The organism is Leisingera sp. (genome assembly GCF_034669605.1).
Classification (GTDB): Bacteria; Pseudomonadota; Alphaproteobacteria; order Rhodobacterales; family Rhodobacteraceae; genus Leisingera.
The window spans coordinates 1-23,712 of the sequence record NZ_JAXMOX010000022.1; the positions used below are offsets into that span (position 1 = coordinate 1).

General features: G+C 63.0%; 22 protein-coding genes. 14 read left to right on the plus strand and 8 right to left on the minus strand.

Annotated elements, in window-relative coordinates; genetic code table 11:
* Positions 1-7: 7 nt before the first annotated feature.
* Positions 8-895 (minus strand): MurR/RpiR family transcriptional regulator, encoded by an 888-nt coding sequence (locus VOI29_RS04450; protein ID WP_323776230.1) that lies wholly within the window; start codon positions 893-895, stop codon positions 8-10.
* 70 nt (positions 896-965) lie between these two features.
* On the opposite strand from VOI29_RS04450, the gene VOI29_RS04455 reads away from it, so the two are divergent.
* The 5 genes from VOI29_RS04455 to VOI29_RS04475 all read left to right on the plus strand — a co-directional run bounded on the left by VOI29_RS04455 (position 966) and on the right by VOI29_RS04475 (position 7,365).
* Positions 966-3,425: an FAD-dependent oxidoreductase gene (locus VOI29_RS04455; protein WP_323776231.1), complete on the plus strand. Its 2,460-nt coding sequence runs from the start codon at positions 966-968 to the stop codon at positions 3,423-3,425.
* A gap of 102 nt (positions 3,426-3,527) precedes the next feature.
* Entirely contained in the window at positions 3,528-4,610 is a 1,083-nt protein-coding gene (locus VOI29_RS04460; protein ID WP_323776232.1) for an alcohol dehydrogenase family protein, read from the plus strand.
* Positions 4,607-5,215: a dimethylsulfonioproprionate lyase family protein gene (locus tag VOI29_RS04465; protein ID WP_323776233.1), complete on the plus strand. Its 609-nt coding sequence runs from the start codon at positions 4,607-4,609 to the stop codon at positions 5,213-5,215. Before VOI29_RS04460 ends, VOI29_RS04465 begins: the two co-directional genes overlap by 4 nt.
* 18 nt (positions 5,216-5,233) lie before the next feature.
* A complete protein-coding gene (locus tag VOI29_RS04470) occupies positions 5,234-6,028 on the plus strand; it encodes a mandelate racemase/muconate lactonizing enzyme family protein (protein WP_323776234.1) in 795 nt (264 codons plus the stop codon).
* A 62-nt stretch (positions 6,029-6,090) separates the two neighbouring features.
* The gene (locus tag VOI29_RS04475) at positions 6,091-7,365 is read left to right on the plus strand and encodes an aspartate aminotransferase family protein (protein WP_323776235.1); all 1,275 of its coding nucleotides are present in this window, start codon (positions 6,091-6,093) and stop codon (positions 7,363-7,365) included.
* Between the two features lie 131 nt (positions 7,366-7,496).
* On the opposite strand, the gene VOI29_RS04480 is transcribed toward VOI29_RS04475, so the two are convergent.
* The 3 genes from VOI29_RS04480 to VOI29_RS04490 all read right to left on the minus strand — a co-directional run bounded on the left by VOI29_RS04480 (position 7,497) and on the right by VOI29_RS04490 (position 9,199).
* Entirely contained in the window at positions 7,497-7,847 is a 351-nt protein-coding gene (locus VOI29_RS04480) for a RidA family protein (RefSeq protein ID WP_323776237.1), read from the minus strand.
* A gap of 50 nt (positions 7,848-7,897) precedes the next feature.
* Complete coding sequence (locus tag VOI29_RS04485; protein ID WP_323776239.1) at positions 7,898-8,239, minus strand: hypothetical protein; 342 nt, start codon at positions 8,237-8,239, stop codon at positions 7,898-7,900.
* 87 nt (positions 8,240-8,326) lie between these two features.
* Positions 8,327-9,199 (minus strand): MurR/RpiR family transcriptional regulator, encoded by an 873-nt coding sequence (locus tag VOI29_RS04490; RefSeq protein WP_323776241.1) that lies wholly within the window; start codon positions 9,197-9,199, stop codon positions 8,327-8,329.
* A gap of 153 nt (positions 9,200-9,352) precedes the next feature.
* Here VOI29_RS04490 and VOI29_RS04495 point away from each other — a divergent pair, with 153 nt between their 5' ends.
* The 7 genes from VOI29_RS04495 to VOI29_RS04525 all read left to right on the plus strand — a co-directional run bounded on the left by VOI29_RS04495 (position 9,353) and on the right by VOI29_RS04525 (position 17,462).
* Entirely contained in the window at positions 9,353-10,138 is a 786-nt protein-coding gene (locus VOI29_RS04495) for an N-formylglutamate amidohydrolase (RefSeq protein ID WP_323776242.1), read from the plus strand.
* Positions 10,131-10,727, plus strand: coding sequence for a TRAP transporter small permease subunit (locus VOI29_RS04500; RefSeq protein ID WP_323776243.1), 597 nt, complete (start codon positions 10,131-10,133; stop codon positions 10,725-10,727). The genes VOI29_RS04495 and VOI29_RS04500 overlap by 8 nt, the downstream gene beginning before the upstream one ends.
* Positions 10,727-12,229, plus strand: coding sequence for a TRAP transporter large permease (locus VOI29_RS04505; RefSeq protein WP_323776245.1), 1,503 nt, complete (start codon positions 10,727-10,729; stop codon positions 12,227-12,229). Before VOI29_RS04500 ends, VOI29_RS04505 begins: the two co-directional genes overlap by 1 nt.
* 52 nt (positions 12,230-12,281) lie before the next feature.
* On the plus strand, positions 12,282-13,316 hold the full coding sequence (locus VOI29_RS04510) for a TRAP transporter substrate-binding protein (protein ID WP_323776247.1): 1,035 nt from the start codon (positions 12,282-12,284) through the stop codon (positions 13,314-13,316).
* A gap of 116 nt (positions 13,317-13,432) precedes the next feature.
* The gene (locus VOI29_RS04515) at positions 13,433-14,785 is read left to right on the plus strand and encodes a glutamine synthetase family protein (protein WP_323776249.1); all 1,353 of its coding nucleotides are present in this window, start codon (positions 13,433-13,435) and stop codon (positions 14,783-14,785) included.
* An 85-nt stretch (positions 14,786-14,870) separates the two neighbouring features.
* Positions 14,871-16,253 (plus strand): aldehyde dehydrogenase family protein, encoded by a 1,383-nt coding sequence (locus VOI29_RS04520; protein ID WP_323776251.1) that lies wholly within the window; start codon positions 14,871-14,873, stop codon positions 16,251-16,253.
* A 63-nt stretch (positions 16,254-16,316) separates the two neighbouring features.
* Entirely contained in the window at positions 16,317-17,462 is a 1,146-nt protein-coding gene (locus tag VOI29_RS04525) for an iron-containing alcohol dehydrogenase (protein ID WP_323776253.1), read from the plus strand.
* Positions 17,463-17,534: 72 nt separating this feature from the next.
* Here the strand turns inward: VOI29_RS04525 and VOI29_RS04530 are convergent, their stop codons facing one another.
* Both VOI29_RS04530 and VOI29_RS04535 read right to left on the minus strand, forming a co-directional pair.
* Entirely contained in the window at positions 17,535-17,750 is a 216-nt protein-coding gene (locus VOI29_RS04530) for a hypothetical protein (RefSeq protein WP_323776255.1), read from the minus strand.
* 133 nt (positions 17,751-17,883) lie between these two features.
* Positions 17,884-18,888 carry a LacI family DNA-binding transcriptional regulator gene (locus VOI29_RS04535; protein ID WP_323776257.1) on the minus strand — a complete coding sequence of 335 codons (1,005 nt, stop codon included), beginning with the start codon at positions 18,886-18,888 and terminating at the stop codon, positions 17,884-17,886.
* A gap of 142 nt (positions 18,889-19,030) precedes the next feature.
* On the opposite strand from VOI29_RS04535, the gene gap reads away from it, so the two are divergent.
* Entirely contained in the window at positions 19,031-20,059 is a 1,029-nt protein-coding gene (gap, locus tag VOI29_RS04540) for a type I glyceraldehyde-3-phosphate dehydrogenase (RefSeq protein WP_323776259.1), read from the plus strand.
* A 251-nt stretch (positions 20,060-20,310) separates the two neighbouring features.
* Positions 20,311-21,384: an Mrp/NBP35 family ATP-binding protein gene (locus tag VOI29_RS04545; protein WP_323776280.1), complete on the plus strand. Its 1,074-nt coding sequence runs from the start codon at positions 20,311-20,313 to the stop codon at positions 21,382-21,384.
* Positions 21,385-21,472: 88 nt separating this feature from the next.
* Here the strand turns inward: VOI29_RS04545 and phnE (VOI29_RS04550) are convergent, their stop codons facing one another.
* Both phnE (VOI29_RS04550) and phnE (VOI29_RS04555) read right to left on the minus strand, forming a co-directional pair.
* Complete coding sequence (gene phnE, locus VOI29_RS04550) at positions 21,473-22,789, minus strand: phosphonate ABC transporter, permease protein PhnE (RefSeq protein WP_323776262.1); 1,317 nt, start codon at positions 22,787-22,789, stop codon at positions 21,473-21,475.
* Entirely contained in the window at positions 22,786-23,655 is an 870-nt protein-coding gene (phnE, locus tag VOI29_RS04555) for a phosphonate ABC transporter, permease protein PhnE (RefSeq protein WP_323776265.1), read from the minus strand. Before phnE (VOI29_RS04555) ends, phnE (VOI29_RS04550) begins: the two co-directional genes overlap by 4 nt.
* Positions 23,656-23,712: the final 57 nt, after the last annotated feature.

A 23,712-nucleotide genomic window follows, 5' to 3' on the forward strand; every position in this document is an offset into this window, starting at 1 on the left:
GCTGCGTTCATTCAGGGTCCTCCGCGTAGATGCCCAGCTGGTGCCTGCGTTTGTGAAATTTCTCCACCCGCTCGACGATTTCCTCGCTGGAGACGGCAATCACAAAGGACAGCAGCGTTTCCAAAAGGGCGATGGTCGAGACGGAGGATGGGAAGAATTGCGGCGTGTCCACCGCGACGGTAAATCCGTGGTCCGCTTGCAGGATCACGGGGCTGGCGGGGCTGTCGGAGATGCCGACGATGGTGACCCCTTGTTCGCGCGCTATCTGAATCGCCTCGATCACTTCAGCCCTATAGGGCTTGCAGGTCATGGCGATGAGCACATCCTGGCTGTCCGCCCAGGCGAGGTCATCAACCGCCGTGGAGCCAGGCCGCGGGATGGCGTGGAATTGCTTCATGCCGGTGGAGGCAAGATAGGTGAAGTTGCGGGCATTGGCGTTGTTGACGCCTACCCCAAGCGTGAAAACCTGCCGGGAGTTCCAGATCGCATGCGCCGCGGCCTCCAGATTGCCGGCGTCGATAGCCGCAAAGGTTTCCTCGATATTCCGGATCGCGGCGCCGACCATATCAGCATAAAGCCCGCCCAGTTCGCCCGACCTGGAAATATCCTGCAGCCAGCGCGCCCGGTCGGGGAAGGACACCCCGCCCCGGCGAATCGCATCGCGGAACGGGGCGCGGAAATCCTCATAGCCCTCAAACCCCACCTGCCGCGCCATGCGGACAAAGGTGTTGGGCTTCACATTCGCCGCCTCGGCAATCTCGCGCACGGTGGAAACCCCCACATCCGCAGGGTTCTCCAGCACATAGCGGGCCGCCTTCTGTGCCTCAGGGGTCAGCGCGTCCCACTCTTCGGCGAGGCGCTCCAAAACAGTCGATGATACATTTGTGCCATTCATGATTGACGATGGTACAAATATGGAATTAGCCTGTCGAGCAGAAAAGCGCATTGCAATCAGGAACGGCGAAATGGCTGAGAAAGAATTCCCGACACAGGCCAAAGTGGTCATCGTGGGCGGCGGCGTGATGGGGGTAGGCCTGGCCTATCACCTGGCGCATGAGGGCTGGGGCCCGGAGGTGGTGCTGCTGGAGAAATCCGAACTCACCTCGGGCTCAACCTGGCACGCGGCGGGCCAGATCACCCATTCCACCAGCTCCTTCGGCCTTGGCAAATGCGTCGATTACAACATCGGCCTTTATTCCGGAAAACTGGAAGAAGAGACCGGCCAGGCTGTGACCTGGCACGGCTGCGGCTCGTTCCGCCTGGCCTATACCGAGGATGAAATGGACTGGCTGCGCCACACCTTGTCCGTTGGCCGCAGCCTGGGCTTCAACATCGAACTGGTTGGGCCCGGGAAAGTCGCAGAGCTGCATCCCTTCTATAACCTCGAAGGGGTTCTGGGCGCGCTTTACACCCCCGATGACGGCCACGTGGACCCGACCAACGTGACCATGGCACTGGCCGCCGGCGCCCGCCAGCAGGGTGCCCGCATCATCCGCCACTGCCGCGCCACCAACATCACGCAAGGCCCGGACGGCGAGTGGATCGTCGAGTCGGAAAAGGGCACCATCCGCTGCGAGCATGTGGTCAACGCCGGCGGCACCTATGCCCGCCAGATGGGCGAATGGTCCGGGCTGCAGCTGCCGATGACCTCGATGACCCACCATTACTTCGTCACCGAGCCGGTGCCGGAATTCGAAGCACTGGACAAAGAACTGCCGGTGATCCGCGACGACAAGAAGGTCTCGGGCTACATCCGCATGGAGCAGAAGCGCGGGTTGATCGGGATCTACGAGAAGGAAGGCAGCAACTCGGTCTGGCACGATCATTGCCCCTGGGACTACGAGAACTGGCTGTTCGATGCCGATTACGACCGGGTGATGCCGTGGCTGGAGGAAAGCCTGAACCGGATGCCGATCTTTGCCGACCTCGGCATCCAGCGCGAAGTGCACGGCGCCATCTCGCATCCGCCGGACGGCAACCCCCTGATCGGCCCGGCACCGGGTGTGAAGAACTACTGGTGCTGCTGCGGCACCCAGATCGGCATCGGCTGGGGCCCGGGCCTGACCCGCGAGCTGGCACGCTGGATGGTGCATGGCGCCGCCGACATCTCGATGCGCGAGTACGACCCGCGCCGCTTCGGCGCCTATGCCACCAAGGACTGGCAGGTGACCAAGGCGCATGAGGATTACAAGCTGCGCCACGAGATCCCCTTCCCGCATTTCAACCGTCTGGCAGGCCGACCCGTAAAACCCTCGCCCCTGTATGAGCGGCTGAAGGAAAAGGGCGCGGTCTATGAGGAGGTCTATGGCCACGAGCGCCCGCGCTGGTTTGCCAAGAACGGTGTCGCGCAGCACGACCACTATTCCTTCCGCCGCAACGAAGTGCACGGCATGGTCGGGCTGGAAGTGAAGGCCGTGCGCGAAGGCGTTGGCATCATGGACATCTCCGCCTTCACCAAGGTTGAGGTCTCGGGCCCCGGCGCCGCTGCGCTCTTGGACCGGCTGACCGCCAACCGCCTGCCGCAGAAGGCTGGCGGCATTGCCCTCACCCATATGCTGAACCGCCGCGGCCGGATCGAGCTGGAAACCACCGTGGTTAAGCTGGCCGAGGACAGCTACTACCTGGTCTGCGCCGCCTTCTTTGAGCAGCGGCTGCTGGACCACCTGAACCAGAACCGCGCAGATGAAGTGGTGGAGATCACAACGCTTTCCACCGATTGGGCCGCCCTTGCTCTCAATGGTCCGAAAGCCCGCGAGGTCCTCGGTGCTTGCACCGATGCGAACCTGACCAACGCCGGCTTCAAATGGCTGACCGCGCAGCAGATTGAGGTCGCGGGCCACACACTCTGGGCCTTCCGCATGTCCTACGCCGGCGAGCTCGGCTGGGAACTGCATATCCCGCGCGGCAGCGCCCTGGCTGTCTATGACGCGCTTTGGGCGGCAGGCGAAGCACATGGCATTGCCGATTACGGCTCCTTTGCGATGAACGCGATGCGGATGGAGAAGGGTTTCAAGGGCGCTGGCGAGCTCACCAACGAGGTGACCCTGGCCGAAGCGGATGTGCTGCGTTTTGCCCGTACCGATAAGGACTATCTGGGCAAGGACAAGACACTGAACGCCGACGCCCTGCCCTGGGTCTGCGCCTATCTGGAGATCGAACCGGACGGCATCGAGGACGGCCACGGCGGCGAGGCCATCCTGCTGGACGGCCAGGTCGTGGGCTCTACCGCCTCGGTTGCCTATGGCCACACCGCCGGCAAGATCCTGGCCTTTGCCTACGTCAAGCCGCACGCCAATGTGCCTGGCACTTCGATCGAAGTGATCGTTGCCGGCGAGCCGCGCAAGGGCCGGATCCTGGGCGCCCCTGCCTATGATCCCGAAAGCCTGCTGCCCCGCACCGACGCCGAACTCGCTCCGGCAGAATAAGCAAACAACAGGCTCCCCTTCATCTTTTCAAAAATACTCCGGGGGGAGACGAAGGCGGGGGGCAGCGCCCCCCTCCCCACAGCCAATAGGAAGCCACAGGAAATGACCCTGCCCGACACCATGAAAGCGATGGTTCTGACCGGCCATGGCGATCTGGACAAATACGAATGGCACCAGGACTGGCCGGTGCCGCAGCCCGGCCCCATGGAGGTGCTGATCAAGGTCGGTGCCTGCGGGCTCAACAACACCGATGTGAACACCCGCTCCGGCTGGTATTCCAAGAGTGTCGAGGGTGCCACCACCGGCGGCGCCTTTGACGAGGTCGGCGAGGAGGATCCGACCTGGGGCGGCCGCCCCCTCACCTTCCCGCGCATCCAGGGTGCCGATGCGGTTGGCAAAGTGGTGGCTGTTGGCGAAGGCGCCGACCCTGCCCTGATCGGCAAGCGCGTCATGGCCGGCGGCTGGGTGCGCGACTGGGACGACCCGGAAAACATGGACAAGGCCGGCTACTTCGGCTCCGAATGCGATGGCGGCTTTGCCGAATACACCAAGGCGGATGTGCGCGGTGTGGCGGTGGTTGAAGGCCCCTTCAGCGATGCGGAGCTGGCGACCTTCTCCTGCTCCTATGTCACCGCCGAAGGCATGCTGAGCCGCGCCAATGCTAGCGAAGGCGACACGGTGCTTATCCCCGGCGCCTCGGGCGGGGTTGGCGGTGCACTGATCCAGCTGGCCAAACGCCGCGGCGCCCGGGTGATCGCGATGGCCTCCGAGGCCAAGCACGCAGAGGTCGCGGAACTCGGCCCCGACCTGATCCTGCCGCGCGCGCCGGATAACCTGCGGGCCGCGCTTGGTGAGGAAAGAGTCACTGTAGTGGCCGATGTGGTCGGCGGTACTGCCTGGCCCAAGCTGATCGAGGTGCTGGAGCGCGGCGGGCGCTATACCTGCTCGGGTGCGATTGCCGGGCCGATGGTGGAGCTGGACCTGCGCACTTTCTATCTGCGCGATCTGACATTCACTGGCTCCACCGTGACACCGCACCGCAACTTTACCGATGTGGTCTCCTACATCGAGAAGGGAGAGATCAAACCGGCGCTGGCCGCGACCTATCCGCTGTCGGACCTGAAGGAGGCGCAGGCCGCCTTCATCGCCAAGAAGCACACCGGCAATATCGTGGTGATCCCATGAGCCGGGCGTTGTTCGATCAAGCGCTGGAGGCCGCCAAGGCGTTCCATGCCACCCTGCCCGAAGTGGCGGAATTCCAGTCCTGGCCCAATGACATCACCTGGGCCGGGCGCGAAGGCTGCCAAGTCCCCGGTGCCGCGCTGGTGCAATCGGACCCCGGCTTTGCTGCCGAGGGCATCCCGGCAGAGGGTGAGGTCCGCGCCCTGCAGCAGGCCATCATGGCGCTGGCGCCGCATGCGGAATGGCGCCTCACCTATACCGAGGAGGAGGTCGGCCAGGATTTCCTGCAGCGCTTCGGCTGGTTTGAGCTGGTGGGCCCCACCGGCCACTTCCACTCAGCCCAGACCCGGATGACCATCGGCTACTGGGGGCCTCGGCTCGACTACCCCTGGCATCAGCACGGGCCGGAGGAGCTTTATACCATCCTCTCCGGCAGCGCCGATTTCATGGCCAGGGGCGAAGAGGTCCGCCGCCTGGTGCCGGGCGATACCAAGATGCACGGGCCCGGCCAGCCGCACGCCATGATCACCAACGAGCATCCGATCCTCTGCTTCGTCTTCTGGCGCGGCGAAGGTCTGGCGGATGATCCGGCAATGTCCCCCGGCTGAGCAACAGGAGCGCGCGCCATGAAGATCACCCGCATCACTGTCTGCCAGATCGATATGCCGCTCACGGAACCCTACTTTCTTTCAGGCGGACGGCTGAAGTTCGAGAAACTCGACAGCACCTTTGTGCGCATAGATACCGGCGAGGGTGTCTCGGGCTGGGGCGAGGGCTGCCCCTGGGGGCATACCTACCTGCCCGCGCATGGGCCGGGGATCAGGGCCGGGATAGACACGCTGGCGCCCGCCTTCCTCGGCCTCGACCCGCGCAGCCTGGACCATGTGAACCGGGTGATGGATGTGCAGCTGCCGGGGCATCCCTATGTGAAATCTCCGATCGACATGGCCTGCCGGGATATCCTGGGCAAGGTCATGGGCCTGCCGTTGTGGCAGCTCATGGGCGGCGCCGAGGCGGCACCGGTGCTGGTCAACTCTTCGATCTCCACCGGCAGCCCGGAGCAGATGCTGGCGCTGATCGCCTGCGCCGCGCAAAAGGGCCGCACCGTGCATTCGGCCAAGGTGGGCGGCACCGACATCGACATCGACATCGACCGGATCGAGGCGATTTCCGAAGGCCTGCCCAAGGGACACAAGGTAACGTTCGATGTGAACCGCGCCTGGCAGCCGGGCGTGGCGGTTGAGGTTCTGAATTCAGTCAAGGCACGCGACTGGGTGGAGCAGCCCTGCGAGACGCTGGACCAATGCGCCCATGTGGCGTCCCGTGTCTGCAATGGCCGCATCGCGCCGCCGGAAGGCCCCGGGCTGGGTGTAAGCCCCGGCCGCGAGGGCCTGGGTGCCCCCGCAGCTGTGATCGATTGATTTTGATTTATCGGTCAAAAAATACCTAACAATGGGCAACCCACCCGAACAGGAATAGTGAAATGGAAAAAATCCTCACTCAGGCTGAATGGACCGAACGCGCCCGCACGGTGCTGCCCGCGGGCGGCTTCGGCAATTTCGATCCCGGTATCGTCATCCGCGAGGGCAACGGCGCGCGGGTGCGGGACGAAGACGGCAAGGAGTACATCGACTATCTGATCGGCTCCGGTCCGATGATGCTGGGCCATGGCCATCCGGAGGTGATGGAGGCGGTGCTGCAGCAGCTGCCCAAGGGCATGACCTTCTTTGCCGGCAACGCCCGCGGCATCGAGCTGGCCGAGGAGATCTGCCGCGCGGTGCCTTGCGGCGAGCAGCTGCGCTATGTTTCCACCGGTGGCGAGGCGGATATGTATGCGATCCGGCTGGCGCGGGCATTCACTGGCCGCACCAAGATCCTGAAATTCGAAGGCGGTTATCATGGCATGTCGGCCGAGGCGCAGATGAGTCTGGCGCCCTCGGTGCGGGTGAACTTCCCGCAGGCGGTGCCGGACAGTGCGGGCATCCCGCCATCGGTGGCGGCAGAGGTGCTGGTGGCGCCGTTCAACGATTTTGAGTACATCAAGCAGCTGATGGCGGAGCATGGGCACGAGATCGCCGCGATCATCGCCGAGCCGCTGCAGCGCATCGTACCGCCGCTGCCGGGGTTCCTGGAACTGCTGCGCGAGGAGACGCAGAGATACGGCAGCCTGCTGATCTTTGACGAGGTGGTGACCGGCTTCCGCTCCACCTATGGCGGCGGGCAGGAGCTGTATGGGGTGACCCCGGATCTGGCAACGCTGGGCAAGGTGATCGGCGGCGGCTTCCCCCTGGCAGCGATTGCGGGCCGGGCGGATATCATGCGGCATTTCGACAAGGCGCAGGTCGGCGCCGAGGGCTGGCTGATGCAGCTGGGCACATTGTCGGGCAATCCGGTGGCCGCGGCGGCGGGCCTCAAGACCCTGGAAGTGCTGCGCCGCGAGGGCGCCTATGACCGGCTGAACGGCCACGGCAAGCGGCTGATGCAGGCAACCAGTGCGGCACTGGAGGACGCCGGGGTGCCGTTCCGGATCGTGGGCGAGCCTGCGCTTTTCGAGGTTGTGTTCACCGATGCCCAAGTCAGGGACTACCGCGACACCCAGGCAGGCAACTTAAACCGCTCCAGACGGTACAATGAGATGCTGCGCGCGGAGGGCATTTTCAAGTCGCCCGGCAAGACCTACCCAAGCCTGGCGCTGACCGGGGAGGACCTGGAACAGACCGAAGCAGCCATCCGCAAAGCGGCAATGGCGCTGGACTGAAAGCAGCCGCGGTTGCACGTGAATCGGGCCCGGGGCCGGGCATTGGCCTGAGGTCCCGAGCCTGTGCTGCTGCGGCACCGGGCAAAGAGAAGGCGGGCCGGTGGCCCGCCTGTTTGCTTCCTCCGCCAGGATCAGGCCTTGGCAGCGGTGACGATTAGCTCGACCAGAAGATCCTCGCGGGCCAGCTTCGCCTCGCCGCAGGCGCGTGCCGGGGCGTGGCCCTCGGGGACCCAGGCGTCCCAAACTGCGTTCATCTCGGCAAAATCCTTCATGTCGGCAAGCCAGATCACTGTCTGCAGGATGCGGGTCTTGCTGCTTCCGGCCTCGGCCAGCAGGGCGTCGATCTTGTCCAGGCAATCCTGGGTCTGCTGCGCAACGCCGGCTCCGGCAGTGCCGACCTGGCCCGCCAGATAAATGGTATCGCCGTGGGTCACGATCTGGCTCATCCGCTGGCCGGTGTGTTTGCGTGTGATGTCAGGCATATTTTCATCTTCCTTGATCTGATTGGAACTTGTTGTGCTTATATGGCGGGTTACTGGGTCAACAGCCAGTCAGCTCCTGACGGGCAGAACTTGCGCCGGAGCTGCTTAGGGTCCTGGCTGTCCTTCAGGAAGGCCCGATGCTGCAAGAGCAGGCATGCGCCCTCCTTGCCGGCTACCCTGACCTCGCCATGTGCGCCGCTGTCCGGGTTGGCCCATTCGGACCGCTTTCCGGTACCGCCCTGCGCCTCGGCCAGCAGAGATTTTTCGGCCTTTCGCATGATGTTGGTGTCCTGCGGCGTCAGCCCGGAATTGGCCAGCATGCGGCTGAGCGGGTTGGCTGCGGCGGGTGCGGCGGCAAGTGCGGCCAGCGCCAGAATTGCGATTAGTCGCATGTGAATACTCCTGCCTGAAAGAAACCAGCTTGATGCCCAGTAAGGCGCAACCGGAGGTCAATGTCCATGCAGCAGCCTGTTTTCTGGTCAGGAGAACTTGCGGAACAAGCGGGTCATATCAAACAGCTCGTCCAGGCGGTCGTAGCGGTCCTTGGTCTTGTCCCAGCTTTCTTCCTGGGTGGCGGCAATCATCGCTTCCAGCAGCATCATGGTTGAGATGTTGGAGTCCCAGGCCGAGGGGATTTCGACCCAGCAGTTGAAGATGTGGTCGGCAACCGATGCAATCGGGCTGGCCCATTGGTCCGTGATCAGAACAATCTTCACCCCGCGTTCGGAGGCGAGTTCGGCCAAACGCTGCAGGTTGGTTTCATAGCGGCGCACGTCGAACAGCAGCAGGGTATCGCCCTCCACCATGTCCAGCACGTAGTGCGGCCAGGTGGCGGAGGAGGACGTCATATGGGTCACCCGCTGCCGGATCGCCTGGAAATGGGTAAAGGCGTAATCCGCCAGCGCCCGGGTGATGCGGCCGCCCACCACATAAAGCCGCCCCTCGGTATTTGCGAGCTGATGCACGGCCGCATCGAACTGGGCGGTGTCGATATTCGAGAATGTCTGTTGCAGGTTGTCGGTCACCGCCTGTCCAAATCTGTTCAGCAGGTGGCCCTCGGGCGCCTCGGTCGCCCAATTGTCCCGCCGCTTGGTCGGGCCGGAGACCTTGGCCTCCAGCTCCTTCAGCAGCGCCTGGTGGAATTGCGGATAGCCCTTGAAGCCCAGTTTCTGCACCATCCGGGCAACCGTCGGCGTCGAAACATCAGCATTGCTGGCCACAATGGTGATCGAGGCCAGCCCCGCCGCAGGATAGTTCTCCAGCAGCAGATTTGCGAACTTGCGTTCGGACTGGGTGAGCGAGGAATAGGTCTCGCGGATCAACTCGCGAACGGTGGCTGGCGGTTTCGTCAACGGGGCAATCCTGCTTTTGAACAGACACTTTCCTATCCGGATCCGGCCTGAAAAGAAAGTTTCAGGAATCTCTGTGCGAAACCGGACATGAAAAGATATTGACACAATTATCTCTTCATGGAAACATTTTTCCAAATCGCAGGGAGGCGGCATATGCGAGAGAGCGATTCTCACGCTCAGGAGGAGGCAGTGGAGGTAGTGAACCGTGAGGGCACCAGCCCGGTTCTGCTGTTGTGCGAGCACGCGTCCAACAATATCCCCGCGCGCTATGACGGGCTGGGACTGCGGGACGAGGACCGGCTGAGCCATGCCGCCTGGGACCCGGGTGCGCGGGCGGTGGCGCTGCATATGTCCCGGGTGCTGGATGCCCCGCTGGTAGCCAGCACCGTGTCGCGGCTGGTTTACGACTGCAACCGCCCGCCCGAGGCTCCCTCGGCGATGCCGGAGAAATCCGAACTGGTGGAGGTGCCCGGCAACAAGGGTCTGACCGCAGCACAGCGGCAGGAACGTGCAGATACGGTCTATGCCCCGTTCTGCGGCGCTGCCGCCAAGCTCATCAAGGCCCGCAAGGATGCCGGGCTGCAAACCGTTCTGGTCACCATGCACAGCTTCACGCCGGTGTATTACGGCGAGTGCCGCGCGGTGGAGATCGGCATCCTGCATGACGCCGACAGCCGGCTGGCGGATGCGATGCTGGCCGCGGCCCCTGCCCTGCCGCACCGCCAGGTTGAGCGCAACGAGCCTTATGGCCCTGCCGACGGCGTCACCCATTCGCTGAAGGTCCACGGGCTGGCGCACGGACTGGCCAATGTGATGATCGAAATCCGCAATGATCTGGTGACCACGCCGGACGAAGAAGAGGCCATGGCAGAAGAAATGCTGACATTGCTGCGCCCGGCCCTGGCCGCGCTGACGGCAGAGGGAGGGCCTGATGCCTAGAATAATCCGGGCCTATGTCCGCGGCATCGACGCGATGAACCGCTTCATCGGCCGCTTCGCCATGTATCTGATCTTTGCCCTGATCGGGGTTCTGCTGTGGTCGTCGGTGTCCAAGACTTTTTTCGACCCGTCGCACTGGACGCTGGAAACGGCACAGTTTGTGATGGTGGCCTATTACATTCTGGGCGGGCCTTATTCGATCCAGATGGGATCGAACGTGCGGATGGATCTGTTTTACGGCGCCTGGTCGACGAAAACCAAGGCGATGGTCGATGCGTTCACCGTGCTGTTCCTGATCACTTATCTGGTGATCCTGATGTACGGGGCGCTGAGTTCCACCGCCTATTCCCTGGGTTATTTCGGCATCGAGCCGGTGCAGTTCTTCTGGGATTTACTGAAAACGCTCGTGACCCAAGGCCCGGCGGCCACCGGCGAAGAGCTCGGCTACCTGGAGCGCAGTTCCACCGCCTGGCGGCCGTTCCTGTGGCCCGTCAAAACCATCCTCTGCTTCGGCGTCTTCCTGATGCTGCTGCAATGCCTTGCCGAATTGTTCCGGGATATCGGACGCCTGCGCGGAGTTGAAATCTGATGTCCTACGAATGGATTGCCATTGTCATGTTTGCCGGCATGATGCTGATGCTGATGACAGGCCAGCGGGTGTTTGGCGCCATCGGCTTTGTCGGTGCGGTTGCGGGCATGCTCCTGTGGGGCACCGGCGGGGTGGAGATCCCCTTTTCAGCGGCGATGAAACTGATGAAATGGTATCCGCTGCTGACGCTGCCGATGTTCATCTTCATGGGCTACGTGCTGTCAGAGTCCAAAATCGCCGACGACCTTTACCGGATGTTCCACGTCTGGATGGGGCCGGTGAAAGGCGGTCTGGCGATCGGCACCATCGGCCTGATGGTTCTGATTTCGGCAATGAACGGGCTGTCGGTGGCCGGCATGGCAATCGGTGCCACCATTGCGCTGCCGGAACTGCTGCGGCGCGGCTATGACAAGATCCTGGTGACCGGCACCATTCAGGCGGGCTCCAGTCTTGGCATCCTGGTGCCGCCGTCGGTGGTGCTGGTGCTTTATGCGATGATCGCGCGTCAGCCGGTGGGCCAGCTGTGGCTGGCGGGCGTGATCCCCGGCCTGCTGATGGCCACCATGTTCATCATCTACATCTATGTCCGTGCCCGGATGCAGCCGGATCTCGGCCCTGCCATGCACCCCGAGGATCTGGCGGAGTATGAAGCGGTCACCGATCATCCGCTGCGCCTGAACTATATCATTCTCGCGGCGCTGGTGCTGGTGCCTCTCCTGATCTGGGCCGGCGCGATGGCGACCGAACACGCCTTGGGGCTGGGCCTCGGCCTTGGTGCCCTGTCCTTTGCCCTCCGCAAGAACACGCTGTTCTACAAGGACGTGTTCATGAAGGAGAAGTACCGCCTGCTGTTCTCCGGCGTGCTGCCGCTGGCGATTTTTGCCGCGATGATGGTGCCCTTCGTGAACGGCTGGACCTCGCTGGTGGAAAGTTCGGCCATCGGTGCAATGACCGCCTTCATTGCCGCGGTGCTGAAGGGACGGATGACCAAGGAGGTGTTCGAGGTCTCGGTGCGCTCGACCCTTGGCATCTCCTGCATGTTCATGTGGATCATCCTGGCCGCGCTGGCCTTTGGCGCCATCTTCGACGGCCTCGGCGCGGTGAAGGCGATCGAGGATCTGTTCACCACCAAGCTGGGCCTTTCCCCCTGGATGATCCTGATCCTGATGCAGCTGAGCTTCATCATCATGGGCACGTTCCTGGATGACACCGCAATGCTGGTGATCGTGGCGCCGCTGTATGTGCCGCTGGTGGGGGCGCTTGGCTTCGATCTGATCTGGTACGGGGTGCTTTACACCATCACCACCCAGATCGCCTATATGACACCGCCCTTCGGCTATAACCTGTTCCTAATGCGGGCGATGGCGCCGCCGGAAATCGGGCTGAAGGACATCTATGTCTCGATCATCCCCTTTGCTGCGGTGATGGTTCTGGCCCTGGCCCTGATCATGGTCTTCCCGCAAATCGCCCTGTGGCTGCCGGAATTTGTCTACGGAAAATAATCAAGAAAGAGTCCTGCCAAGGGGCCGGATGTTTCAACAAGGAGTGAGAATTATGACAACAAGACGTAAGTTTCTGAAGACCGCCGGCGTTGGCGCCATGGCGGCACCGCTGGCCACCCCGGCGCTGGCCCAGTCCACCATCAAATGGCGGATGCAGACCTATGCCGGCGCCGCCCTGGGTGAACATGTGATCAAACCCGCCATTGACATGTTCAACAAGATCGCCGGCGACCGGATGCAGATTGAGCTGTACTATGCCGATCAGCTGGTCCCCACCGGCGAGCTGTTCCGCGCCATGCAGCGCGGCACCATCGATGCGGTGCAGTCGGATGACGACTCGATGGCGTCGCCCACCGAAGTCACTGTGTTCGGCGGCTACTTCCCCTTTGCCTCGCGCTATTCGCTGGACGTGCCGGTGCTGTTCAACCAGTACGGCCTGAACGAGATCTGGGACGCGGAATATTCCAAGGTCGGCGTCAAGCACATCTCGGCCGGCGCCTGGGATCCCTGCCACTTTGCCACCAAAGACCCGATCAATTCGCTGGCCGATCTGAAAGGCAAGCGGGTGTTCACCTTCCCGACTGCGGGCCGTTTCCTGACCCAGTTCGGCGTGGTGCCGGTCACCCTGCCCTGGGAAGACATCGAGGTCGCGGTGCAGACCGGCGAACTGGACGGCATCGCCTGGTCCGGCATCACCGAGGATTACACCGTCGGCTGGTCCAAGGTGACCGACTACTTCCTGACCAACAACATCTCCGGCGCCTGGGCCGGGTCGTTCTTTGCCAACCAGGGCCGCTGGGAAGAGCTGCCCGAAGACCTGCAGACCCTGTTCCGTGTCTGCTGCGACCAGTCGCACTACTACCGTCAGTGGTGGTATTGGGGCGGAGAGGCCGACTTGCGCGTCAACGGCAGCGACATGAAGCTGACCACCATCCCCGATGACGAATGGGCACAGGTCGAAGACGCCGCAGTGAAGTTCTGGGACGAGATCGCTGCAGAATCCGAAACCAAGGCGAAGGTTGTCGAGATCTTCAAGAAGTACAACGCCGACATGCAGAAGGCAGGCCGCCCCTACCGCTACGGCTAAGGGGCCGGTTAAGCCACGGAATTTGGCCTGCCGCGCAGCGGGCCAAATTCCTTACCCAAGGAATTTGTCAGAACTTTTGAGAAAAAGTTTTGGCCCAAGCATGCAAAGGGCTGCTCATGCTCTCCTTCGATGATTTGAAATCCCAGGTCTCTTCGGGTCTGGTCGACACGGTTCTGGTGTGTCTTGTGGACATGCAGGGGCGGCTGATGGGCAAACGCTTCCACGCCAAGCATTTTGTCGCCGGCGCCTGGGAAGAAACCCATTGCTGCAACTACCTGCTGGCAACGGATCTGGAGATGGCAACGCCGGATGGCTATGCCTCGACCAGCTGGGAAAACGGCTATGGCGATTACGTGATGAAGCCGGATCTGGCGACCCTGCGCCCGGTGCCGTGGCTGGAGGGCACCGTGATGGTGCTGTGCGACGTGCTCGACCACCATACCCAAGAGGAGGTTCCGCACTCCCCCCGCGCGATCCTGAAACGCCAGGTGAACCGGCTTAAGGAAATGGGCTATGATGCCATGTGCGCCACCGAACTGGAGTTTTTCCTGTTCGAGAAAAGCTTTGATGAAATCCGCCGCGCAGGCTTCCGCGATCTGGCGCCGATCTCGGGCTACAACGAGGATTACAGCATTCTGCAGACCTCCCGCGAGGAGCATGTGATGCGCCCGATCCGCAATCATCTGTGGGACGCGGGGCTGCCGATCGAGAATTCCAAAGGCGAGGCGGAGACCGGCCAGGAAGAACTGAACATCAAATACGCCATGGCGATGGACACCGCTGAGTACCACACCATCGCGAAACACGCGGTGAAGGAAATCGCCCAGCAGCAGGGCCATGCGGTGACTTTCCTGCCGAAATGGAGCCACGACAAAGTCGGCTCTTCCTCACATGTGCATCAGTCGCTGTGGCAGGACGGCAAGCCCGCGTTCCATGACCCGTCTGATAAGCTGGGCATGTCGCCGCTGATGAAGGCCTATATGGCCGGCCTGCTGAAATACGCGCCCGACTACACCGCCTTCATGGCGCCCTATATCAACAGCTACAAGCGGTTCATGAAGGGCACCTTTGCGCCGACGCGGATCATCTGGTCGGTGGACAACCGCACCGCCGGCTACCGCCTGTGCGGTGACAGAACCAAGGCGATCCGGGTGGAGTGCCGGATTCCGGGCTCTGACATGAACCCCTATCTGGCAATGGCGGGCATGCTGGCGGCGGGCATTGCCGGGATCGAAGAAGGGCTGGAACTGCAGCCGCCGGCCAAAGGGGATGTCTACCAGGGCGACAGCGGCCTGATCCCGGGCACGCTGCGCGAGGCAGCGGCGGCGCTGAAGGGGTCGGGAATGCTGCGGTCCGCCCTTGGCGACGATGTGGTCGACCATTATGTGCGTGCCGCCGAAGTGGAGATCGAGGAGTTCGAACGCGTGGTCACCGACTATGAAATCGCGCGCGGCTTCGAGCGGGCCTGATCCGGCCCCGGCGGGCCGGGGGCCGGAGTATTTGTTGACCAGAAAGAAGCAGGGGCCCAGTGCCCCTTGGAATGGAGTTGTTGGCATGGGCCAGACACTGAAGTGCATCTCGCCGATCGACGGATCGGTTTTTGCCGAACGCGAAACCCTGTCGCGCGAGGCGGCTTTTGACGCAGTGGCGCGCGCCCGCGCGGCCCAGGCCGCCTGGGCCGCACGGCCCCTGCAGGAGCGGATCGGCCTGGTGATGGCAGGCGTCGCCGCCGTTGGCGCGATGAACGATGAAATCGTGCCGGAACTGGCCCAAATGATGGGCCGGCCGGTGCGTTATGGCGGCGAGTTCGGCGGCTTTAACGAGCGTGCCTCGCATATGGCGAAGATCGCAGTGGAGTCGCTGGCCGATATCGAGGTTGGCGAGGACGCCGGCTTCAAACGTTATATCAAACGTGTCCCGCATGGGGTCGTGCTGGTCGTGGCGCCCTGGAACTACCCCTATATGACCGCAATCAACACTGTTGCCCCTGCGCTGATCGCAGGCAACGCGGTGGTGCTGAAACACGCCACACAGACCCTCCTCGTGGGTGAGCGCATGGTGCAGGCCTTTGCCTCTGCCGGGGTTCCCGCGGATGTGTTTCAGAATGTCTTTTTAGACCATGATACCACCTCGGCGCTGATTGCCGGCAAGGCCTTCGACTTCGTGAACTTCACCGGCTCGGTCGGCGGCGGCAAGGCGATGGAACGGGCGGCGGCCGGCACCTTTACCGGTGTTGGCACCGAGCTGGGCGGCAAGGATCCGGGCTATGTCATGGAAGACGCGGATCTGGATGCTGCCGTGGACACGCTGATCGACGGCGCCATGTTCAACTCCGGTCAATGCTGCTGCGGGATTGAGCGGATCTACGTGCATGAAAGCCTGTTCGACGCGTTCCTGGAGAAGGCGATTGCCATCATAAAAGGCTACAAGCTGGGAAATCCTCTGGATGCGGAAACCACCATCGGACCAATGGCCAATGTGCGCTTTGCCGGTGAGGTGCGCAGCCAGATCGCCGAAGCGGTCGAGGCCGGTGCCGTGGCCCACGTCGAAGCCATGCCGGAGGATGACGGCGGCGCCTATCTGACGCCGCAGATCCTGACCAACGTGACCCACGACATGCGGGTGATGCGCGAGGAAAGCTTTGGTCCGGTGGTGGGCATCATGAAAGTCTCCTCCGACGCGGAAGCGATCGAACTGATGAACGACAGCGACTTCGGCCTGACCGCGTCGCTCTGGACCCAAGACCTGGAGCGGGCGCAGGCCGTCGGCGACCGGATCGAGACCGGCACCGTGTTCATGAACCGCGCCGATTACCTGGATCCGGGCCTGTGCTGGACCGGCCGCAAGGACACCGGCCGCGGCGGCGGACCGTCCGTCATCGGCTATCACAATTTGACCCGTCCGAAGTCCTACCACCTGAAGAAAGTGGCAGGCTGAGGACACCCCGCCCGCTCCGAAACCTCCTCCCGGAGCGGGCTGTTTGCATCAAAGGAAAACGACATGAGCCTCGTTGGAAACTGGTCCTACCCGACCGCAATCAAATTCGGCGCCGGCCGGATCAAGGAACTGGGCGATGCCTGCGCCGCCGCCGGTATCAAGAAACCCTTGCTGGTCACCGACAAGGGGCTGGCCGATCTGCCGGTCACCCGATCCACGCTCGACATCATGGAGGCCGCAGGCCTGGGGCGCGGCATGTTCTCGGATGTGGACCCCAACCCGAATGAAAAGAACCTCGAAGCGGGCGTGGAAGCCTACAAGGCAGGCGGCCATGATGGCGTGATTGCTTTTGGCGGCGGTTCCGGGCTGGATCTGGGCAAGATGGTAGCCTTCATGGCCGGCCAGACCCGGCCGGTCTGGGAATTTGAGGATATCGGCGACTGGTGGACCCGCGCGGATGCCGATGCCATCGCACCGATCATCGCGGTGCCGACCACCGCAGGCACCGGATCCGAGGTGGGCCGCGCATCCGTGATCACCGACAGTGTCAGCCATCAGAAGAAGATCATCTTCCACCCCAAGGTGCTGCCCGCGGTGGTGATCTGCGATCCCGAGCTGACGGTGGGCATGCCCAAGTTCATCACTGCAGGCACCGGCCTGGATGCCTTTGCCCATTGCGTCGAAGCGTTTTCCAGCCCGCATTACCACCCGATGTCCCAGGGGATCGCGCTGGAAGGCATGCGGCTGGTCAAAGACTTCCTGCCGCGGGCCTATGCCGATGGCACCGATATCGAGGCCCGCGCCCAGATGATGTCTGCCGCGGCGATGGGCGCCACCGCCTTCATGAAGGGCCTCGGCGCGATCCACGCCATGAGCCACCCGATCGGGGCGCATTTCAACACCCATCACGGCACCACCAATGCCGTCTGCATGCCTGCCGTGCTGGAGTTCAACGCGCCGGTGATTGCTGACCGTTTCAACATGGCGGCGGCCTATTTGGGAATCGAGGGCGGCTTTGACGGCTTCCGCGCCTTTGTGCAGGCGCTGAACGATTCCCTGGGCATCCCGCGCAAGCTGGCGGATCTGGGCGTCACCGAGGCTGCGATCCCCGATCTGGTCAAAGGCGCGATTATCGACCCCAGCTGCGGCGGCAACCCGGTTGAACTGACCGAGGCAAACCTGACCCAGCTGTTCAAGGCCGCGATCTAGCAACGGCTTTTATCAGTCAGAACTCAGCGCTCCCCGCCCGGCGGGGGGCGCTTTTGGAGGCTGAACGCCCCGTTAGCCGCTGAGATAGACCTTGTCTTTGGGGTGGTAGAAGATTTTCTGATTGTGCAGCCGTCCGAGAAGCTCGTGAATACGGCGCAACGTAATCTCGTCGCCACTGCCGGAAGCGGGCTTGGCTTCAGACAGCGCGTCCCTGGTGCGCTGCAAGGCTGTCTCGATCAGATCCATATCCTCTACGGACAGCGCAAACATCTCGTTGTACTGGGGCATCGGCATTCCTCCACCGGGTTGTGCTGAACTGGAACCATGGTTTCAGGGTGCACCGGCGCGCGCCGCAAAGCTACAAGAATCCGCTGCCTGCCCCCTGACCGGGCCTGCCGCTCTTTCAAGTTCATGGTGAAGGCTACAGTGTGTCGCCAAGGCTGATCGCCGGGCACAGCCGGTCGAAGACCAGGCTGTCCATGCCGCCGGCCTCGCGCGATTGCAGAATGACCCGTGCTGCACGCTCGCCAATCTCGCGGCGGCAGGCGTCCGTCGTGGCCAGCTGCTGCGGCATGCCCTGCAGGATCTGCAGATTGTTAAAGCCGGCAAGTGCAATGTCGCCCGGCACCGACAAGCCTGCGGCCAGGCAATGCATCAAGCCGCCAACACTCATCACGTCACTGGAATAGTAGATGCAATCAAGATCCGGGTTGCGCGCCAGCATCTGCGCAGTCAGCTGGCGGCCGGTCTGGATCGCGCTTTCGCCGGCATAATGCTCAATGTCGCCAAGGGCGACACCCTGGGCAGCCAGACCGTCGGTGAAGCCGTCAAACCGCTTGCGGGCGCGGAAATCCTGCGGCATCTTGGTGCCGATAAAGCCGATCTTGCGGTAACCGCAGGCCAGAATTTGCTCTGCCATGTCGCGGCCTGCCTGCAGATGCGAAATACCGACGCAATGGCGGACGGGGTCACCGTCCACATCCATCACCTCAACCACCGGGCAGTCGGCCTGCTGCAGCATGCGCCGCGTCGTCCCGGTATGTTCCAGCCCTGCGACGATCAACCCGGAGGGGCGCCAGCTGAGCATTTCGCGGATAACCCCTTCCTCTTCCTCAAGATCATAACCCGACACCCCGACCACCGGCTTCAGCTGGCTGTCCTTCAGAACAGCGGAGATGCCCGAAAGCACCTCGGGAAAGACAAAGCTGTTCAGCGACGGCACCACCACCGCCACCAGATTAACCGATTGCGACGACAGCGAGCCGGCAATCCGATTGGGCACATAGCCATGGACGCGGGCGATTTCCTCGACCTTGGCCTTGGTTTTGGCGGACACGTCCGGGGCACCGCGCAGGGCGCGCGAAGCGGTCATCTCGCTGACGCCGGCCAGATGGGCCACGTCTTTCAGCAACAGTTTCTTGGTCATGCCCCATGCTCCAGCACTTTGCTGGCAGCCGCAAGGGCTGCTCTGCCGGCTCAGGGGTTGATTTTCGCTAACGTTAGCGATATCGGTATCGCAACCGTTATCGGTACCGGAATCATCCCGGTCCAGCAGCCAGAGGTGAGGCATGACACTGAAAATCGCAATCAACGGATTTGGACGGATTGGCCGCGGGGTGCTGCGGGCGCTTCTGGAAGGCGGCGGAAATGACATCGAAGTCGTTGCCATCAACGACCTGTCGCCGCCCGAGACCCTGGTGCATCTGCTGAAATACGACAGCGTGCATGGCCGCCTGAAGACGCCGGTGTTCCTGGCCGATGACCTGATCCGGGTGGGCCGCCACAGCATCCGGCTGAGCGCGATCCGCAATCCGGAAGAGCTGCCTTGGCAGGATGTGGATATCGCCTATGAATGCACCGGGCTGTTCACTGCCCGCGATGATGCAGCACGGCATCTTGAGAACGGCTCCAGGCGGGTGCTGATCTCCGCCCCTGGCAAGGATGCCGACCGCACCGTGGTATACGGTGTCAACCATATGGACCTGACGGCGGAGGACGTGATTGTCTCCAACGCCTCCTGCACCACCAACTGCCTGGCGCCGCTGGCGCAAGTGCTGGACGGCGCTTTTGGCATCAAGACCGGCTACATGACCACGGTCCACGCCTATACTGGCGACCAGCCGACCCATGACACCAGCCACAAGGATCTGTACCGCGCCCGTGCGGCCTCGCTGTCGATGATCCCCACCTCCACCGGGGCCGCACGGGCGATCTCCGAGGTGCTGCCGCATCTGAAGGGGCGGCTGGAAGGTTCGGCAATCCGGGTGCCCACCGCGAATGTGTCGGTGGTGGACCTCAGCTTTATGCCGGAACGCAGCACCACCGTAGAGGCCGTGAATGCCGCGGTAAAATCAGCGGCCGAGAGCGGGCTGGCAGGCATTCTGTCCTACGAAGAAGACCCGCTGGTCTCGGTCGATTTCAACCATGACCCCCATTCCAGCTGTTTTGCTGCGGCGCAGACTGCTGTCACGGCCGAAGGCCTGGTGCGGGTGGTCAGCTGGTATGACAACGAATGGGGGTTTTCCAACCGCATGGTGGACACCGGCCGCCGCATCGGCGAGGTGATGAACTCCGTTCAGGTCGCCTTGGCAAGCTGACGGCGGCCTCCCGCCCGTCGTCCGGCACCCATGGGTGCCCTCCTCCCGTTGGGCCCGGCGCCGCGCTGACGCGCGGCGCTGCTGCGTTCTGCCGCCCGCCCGGTGCGCCGGCAGCCTGGCGAGGCCGGTCTGCACATAAGCTGACTCCAGGATGCGCCAAATCATCCTCCGGGCAGCGAACCGCTGGCATACCGTGCTGAATTGCGCCAGAACAGGCGCACGACATGACCAGCTACAGGAGCAAGACCGGCGTGACCATCTCCCGTGAAACCGTCCTTGAGGCGCTCAAATCCATCGCCGACCCCGTCAGCGGCAGTGATATCGTCAGCGCAGGCATCGCCCGCGCAGTGACCGTCGAGGGCAGCACCGTCCGTTTTGTGCTGGAGATCGACCCCGGCAAATCCGAGGCCTATGGCCCGGTTCGCGACAGGGCTGACGCTGCGGTGGCGGCGCTGCCGGGCGTGGAAAAGGTCTCGGCCATGCTGACCGCCCATTCGCAGAAGGCACCGCCGGATCTGAAGCCCAAGCAGCCCGCCCAGGCGCAACAGCAGGCAGCACCGCAGAAGGTTCCGGGTGTGGCGCGGATCCTCGCGGTGGCCTCCGGCAAGGGCGGGGTCGGAAAGTCCACCGTCTCGGCCAATATTGCCTGCGCGCTGGCGATGCAGGGGCGCAAAGTGGGGCTGCTGGATGCTGACGTCTACGGTCCCTCGCAGCCGAAAATGCTGGGGGTGAGCGGCCGGCCGGCCAGCCCGGATGGCAAGACCATCCTGCCGCTGCGCAACCATGGCGTCACCATGATGTCGATGGGCCTGATGACCGGCGAGGACCAGGCGGTGATCTGGCGCGGCCCGATGCTGATGGGCGCACTGCAGCAAATGCTGCTGCAGGTGCAATGGGGTGAGCTGGACGTGCTGATCGTCGACCTGCCGCCCGGCACCGGCGATGTGCAGATGACCCTGGCGCAGAAAACCCATGTGGACGGCTCCATCGTGGTCTCCACTCCGCAGGATGTGGCGCTGATTGATGCCCGCAAGGCTATCGACATGTTCCGCAAGATGAACGTGCCAGTGCTGGGCATGATCGAGAATATGTCGACCCACATCTGCTCGAACTGCGGCCACGAGGAGCATGTCTTCGGCCACGGCGGCGTGGGGCAGGAGGCGAAGAATCTGAATGTCCCGCTGCTGGGAGAGGTGCCGCTGCATCTGGATGTACGCCTGGCCGGCGACAACGGCACGCCGATTGTGGCAGCACAGCCCGACAGCGCCCAGGCCAGGGTTTTCCTGGATATCGCCACGCAGCTGGTGGACGCAGGCGCTGCATAATCCTGCACCACCCGGGTCAAGGGCCGCGCAGCGGCGGCGCGCAGCGCCGTTTGCCCTTGAGGCCGGGGCGGCCCGCTGCCGCCTGTGATTACCTGCCGCCTGTGATCAGCTTCCGCCGCAGCCAGCCCGAGAACCAGTCCATCAGCATCACCATCAGTATGATCAGGCTAATGTAATAAGCCACCTCCTCCCAGTCCTTCTGGGTGATGATCGCCTGGGTCAGCAGCAGGCCGATGCCGCCGCCCGTGATTGCACCGATGATAGTGGCCGAGCGGGTGTTGGCTTCAAAGAAGTACAGCAACTGGCTCAGCAGCACCGGGGTGATCTGCGGGATCACTCCGAACCGGTAGCGCTGCAGCGGTGTTGCGCCGGTGGAGGCGACGCCCTCGATCTGCTTACGGTCGACATTTTCCAGCGCTTCCGAGAAGATCTTGCCGAATGTGCCGGTATCCGTCACCAGGATCGCCAGCGCACCGGTCAACGGACCGGGACCAAAAGCGCGGGCCAGAACCACGGTCCAGATCAGCGAGTCCACCCCGCGGAAGAAATCGAACAGACGGCGCATGGCAAAACGCAAGGCACGCAGGGGCATGAAATTGCGGGTGGCGGCAAAGGCCAGCGGCAGCGCGATGACAGCTGCGCCAATGGTGCCCAGAAACGCCATCAGCAGAGTTTCGGCAATCGCCCAGGCCACGTCCTGGTGGCGCCACATCTTGTTGGTCCAGAAATCCTGAAAGATCGCCCCGGCCTCGCCTGTGGCCGCGCGCTGCAGCAGCTCCCCTGCCGCCATGCCGGAATAGGGGCTGTCGAGGGTAAAAAAGAACAGCTCCCATCCCGCAAAATAGCGGAACACTTCAGCCCGGTTCCGGGTGACAGTCAGGCGCCCGGCCCCGGTTTCGACGGCCAGCCGGTTTTTGGAAACGCTGATCCACTCCGGCACATCGCCCGCCGGCAGTTCTGCCTGAACGCCTGCGCTGCGGCTGGGGGTGGCGCGGACGGTGCCATAGCCGGGGATCGCATATTCGATGGTTTCCGGGCCAAAGGTGACGGTATGGCCATCCTCCAAGTCAATCACAGTGGTCTTACCCAGGGCAACCCAATCCGGCGCTGTGCCATCGGGGTAGGTGCCCTTGCGTTCCCCTTCGATCGAAACCGAAACCGCGCCGTTGCGGTTGTCGCGGGTCACATGCGTCTTATAGCTGTAACTGTCGCTGACCAGGGTTCTGGCGTTCTCCAGATTCGCTTTCGCCCACAGCCCAGGGACGTCGAAGGCCAGAAAGACATAGGTCAGATAGGCCAGCACCGGGGCGGGCAGTGCGAACGCCAGCAACCGCTTCTTCCGAAACAGCCTTGAGATATCCAGCTTCAGCTCTGCCGGGGTGAGAGTGGTATCGAAAGTGGTCATGCTTTCGCTCCATGGGTCAGACGGTCGCGCACGATGCCGGACAGCTGGTCGACGGCAACAATGGAGACAAAGAGAAGGAGGAAAATCGCGGCGGCCTCGTCGTAACGCCCCTGCCCCCAGGACATCGCGTTTTTCAGCTCGTAGCCGATGCCGCCGACACCGACAAAACCAAGGATGGCTGAGGCACGGATATTGATCTCAAACCGCAACAGCGCATAGCTGACGTAGTTCGGCCCGACCTGCGGGATCACCCCCAGCGTCATCCGCTGCGCCCAGGTGGCGCCGACCGATGTCAGGCCTTCCACAGGTTTCAGCGACGCATTTTCGTTCACCTCGGAAAACAGCTTGGCCAAGGCGCCGGCGGTGTGGATGGCGATGGCGATCATCGCAGGCACCGGGCCGCCGCCAAGAACAAAAATCAGCACCAGCGCGATGACAATCTCCGGAACCGCCCGGCAGATGTCACTGATGCGCCGGAACAACGGGATCAGCACAGGCCAGGGCGCCATGCCGCGGGTTGCCAGGAGTGACAGGAGGGTTCCGAACACCGCGCCGGCAAGGGTCGCTGCAGCGGCAATATTCAGCGTCTCAACCAGTGCTGGAAAAAAATATGCGATATGGCCCGGCAGCTGAGCTGCCTTTTCGGCGGCCTCGTCCAGCACCTCGGCTGGGTAGTCGAGGATCCGGGTGAACCCATCAGCGAAAGAGCCCGCATTGCGCGCATCCGCGGTGCGCAAACCTGCAGTCATCAGCGCCGCAAAAATGGCCAGCAGTATGCCGCCGTACAGCCGCTTGCGCTGGGTATGGGCGGTGTATTGCTGCCGGATGTCATCGATGCCCGGCCGGGCGGCTGTCAGATCTGCCATCTAGGGGTCCTGGACTTAAGGTGATCGCCGGTGCTGCGGCCATCAGGGAAATTGCGG

Excerpts from the sequence above, each read along its gene's own strand:
- VOI29_RS04480 (WP_323776237.1), bottom strand. The coding sequence starts at position 7,847 with ATGCCTGACATCACACGCAAACACACCGGCCAGCGGATGAGCCAGATC.
- VOI29_RS04485 (WP_323776239.1), bottom strand. The coding sequence starts at position 8,239 with ATGCGACTAATCGCAATTCTGGCGCTGGCCGCACTTGCCGCCGCACCC.
- gap (WP_323776259.1), top strand. The coding sequence starts at position 19,031 with ATGACACTGAAAATCGCAATCAACGGATTTGGACGGATTGGCCGCGGG.
- phnE (WP_323776265.1), bottom strand. The coding sequence starts at position 23,655 with ATGGCAGATCTGACAGCCGCCCGGCCGGGCATCGATGACATCCGGCAG.
- phnE (WP_323776262.1), bottom strand. The coding sequence starts at position 22,789 with ATGACCACTTTCGATACCACTCTCACCCCGGCAGAGCTGAAGCTGGAT.
- VOI29_RS04455 (WP_323776231.1), top strand. The coding sequence starts at position 966 with ATGGCTGAGAAAGAATTCCCGACACAGGCCAAAGTGGTCATCGTGGGC.
- VOI29_RS04530 (WP_323776255.1), bottom strand. The coding sequence starts at position 17,750 with ATGCCCCAGTACAACGAGATGTTTGCGCTGTCCGTAGAGGATATGGAT.
- VOI29_RS04450 (WP_323776230.1), bottom strand. The coding sequence starts at position 895 with ATGAATGGCACAAATGTATCATCGACTGTTTTGGAGCGCCTCGCCGAA.
- VOI29_RS04500 (WP_323776243.1), top strand. The coding sequence starts at position 10,131 with ATGCCTAGAATAATCCGGGCCTATGTCCGCGGCATCGACGCGATGAAC.
- VOI29_RS04505 (WP_323776245.1), top strand. The coding sequence starts at position 10,727 with ATGTCCTACGAATGGATTGCCATTGTCATGTTTGCCGGCATGATGCTG.
- VOI29_RS04460 (WP_323776232.1), top strand. The coding sequence starts at position 3,528 with ATGACCCTGCCCGACACCATGAAAGCGATGGTTCTGACCGGCCATGGC.
- VOI29_RS04510 (WP_323776247.1), top strand. The coding sequence starts at position 12,282 with ATGACAACAAGACGTAAGTTTCTGAAGACCGCCGGCGTTGGCGCCATG.
- VOI29_RS04465 (WP_323776233.1), top strand. The coding sequence starts at position 4,607 with ATGAGCCGGGCGTTGTTCGATCAAGCGCTGGAGGCCGCCAAGGCGTTC.
- VOI29_RS04470 (WP_323776234.1), top strand. The coding sequence starts at position 5,234 with ATGAAGATCACCCGCATCACTGTCTGCCAGATCGATATGCCGCTCACG.
- VOI29_RS04515 (WP_323776249.1), top strand. The coding sequence starts at position 13,433 with ATGCTCTCCTTCGATGATTTGAAATCCCAGGTCTCTTCGGGTCTGGTC.
- VOI29_RS04535 (WP_323776257.1), bottom strand. The coding sequence starts at position 18,888 with ATGACCAAGAAACTGTTGCTGAAAGACGTGGCCCATCTGGCCGGCGTC.
- VOI29_RS04495 (WP_323776242.1), top strand. The coding sequence starts at position 9,353 with ATGCGAGAGAGCGATTCTCACGCTCAGGAGGAGGCAGTGGAGGTAGTG.
- VOI29_RS04475 (WP_323776235.1), top strand. The coding sequence starts at position 6,091 with ATGGAAAAAATCCTCACTCAGGCTGAATGGACCGAACGCGCCCGCACG.
- VOI29_RS04525 (WP_323776253.1), top strand. The coding sequence starts at position 16,317 with ATGAGCCTCGTTGGAAACTGGTCCTACCCGACCGCAATCAAATTCGGC.
- VOI29_RS04520 (WP_323776251.1), top strand. The coding sequence starts at position 14,871 with ATGGGCCAGACACTGAAGTGCATCTCGCCGATCGACGGATCGGTTTTT.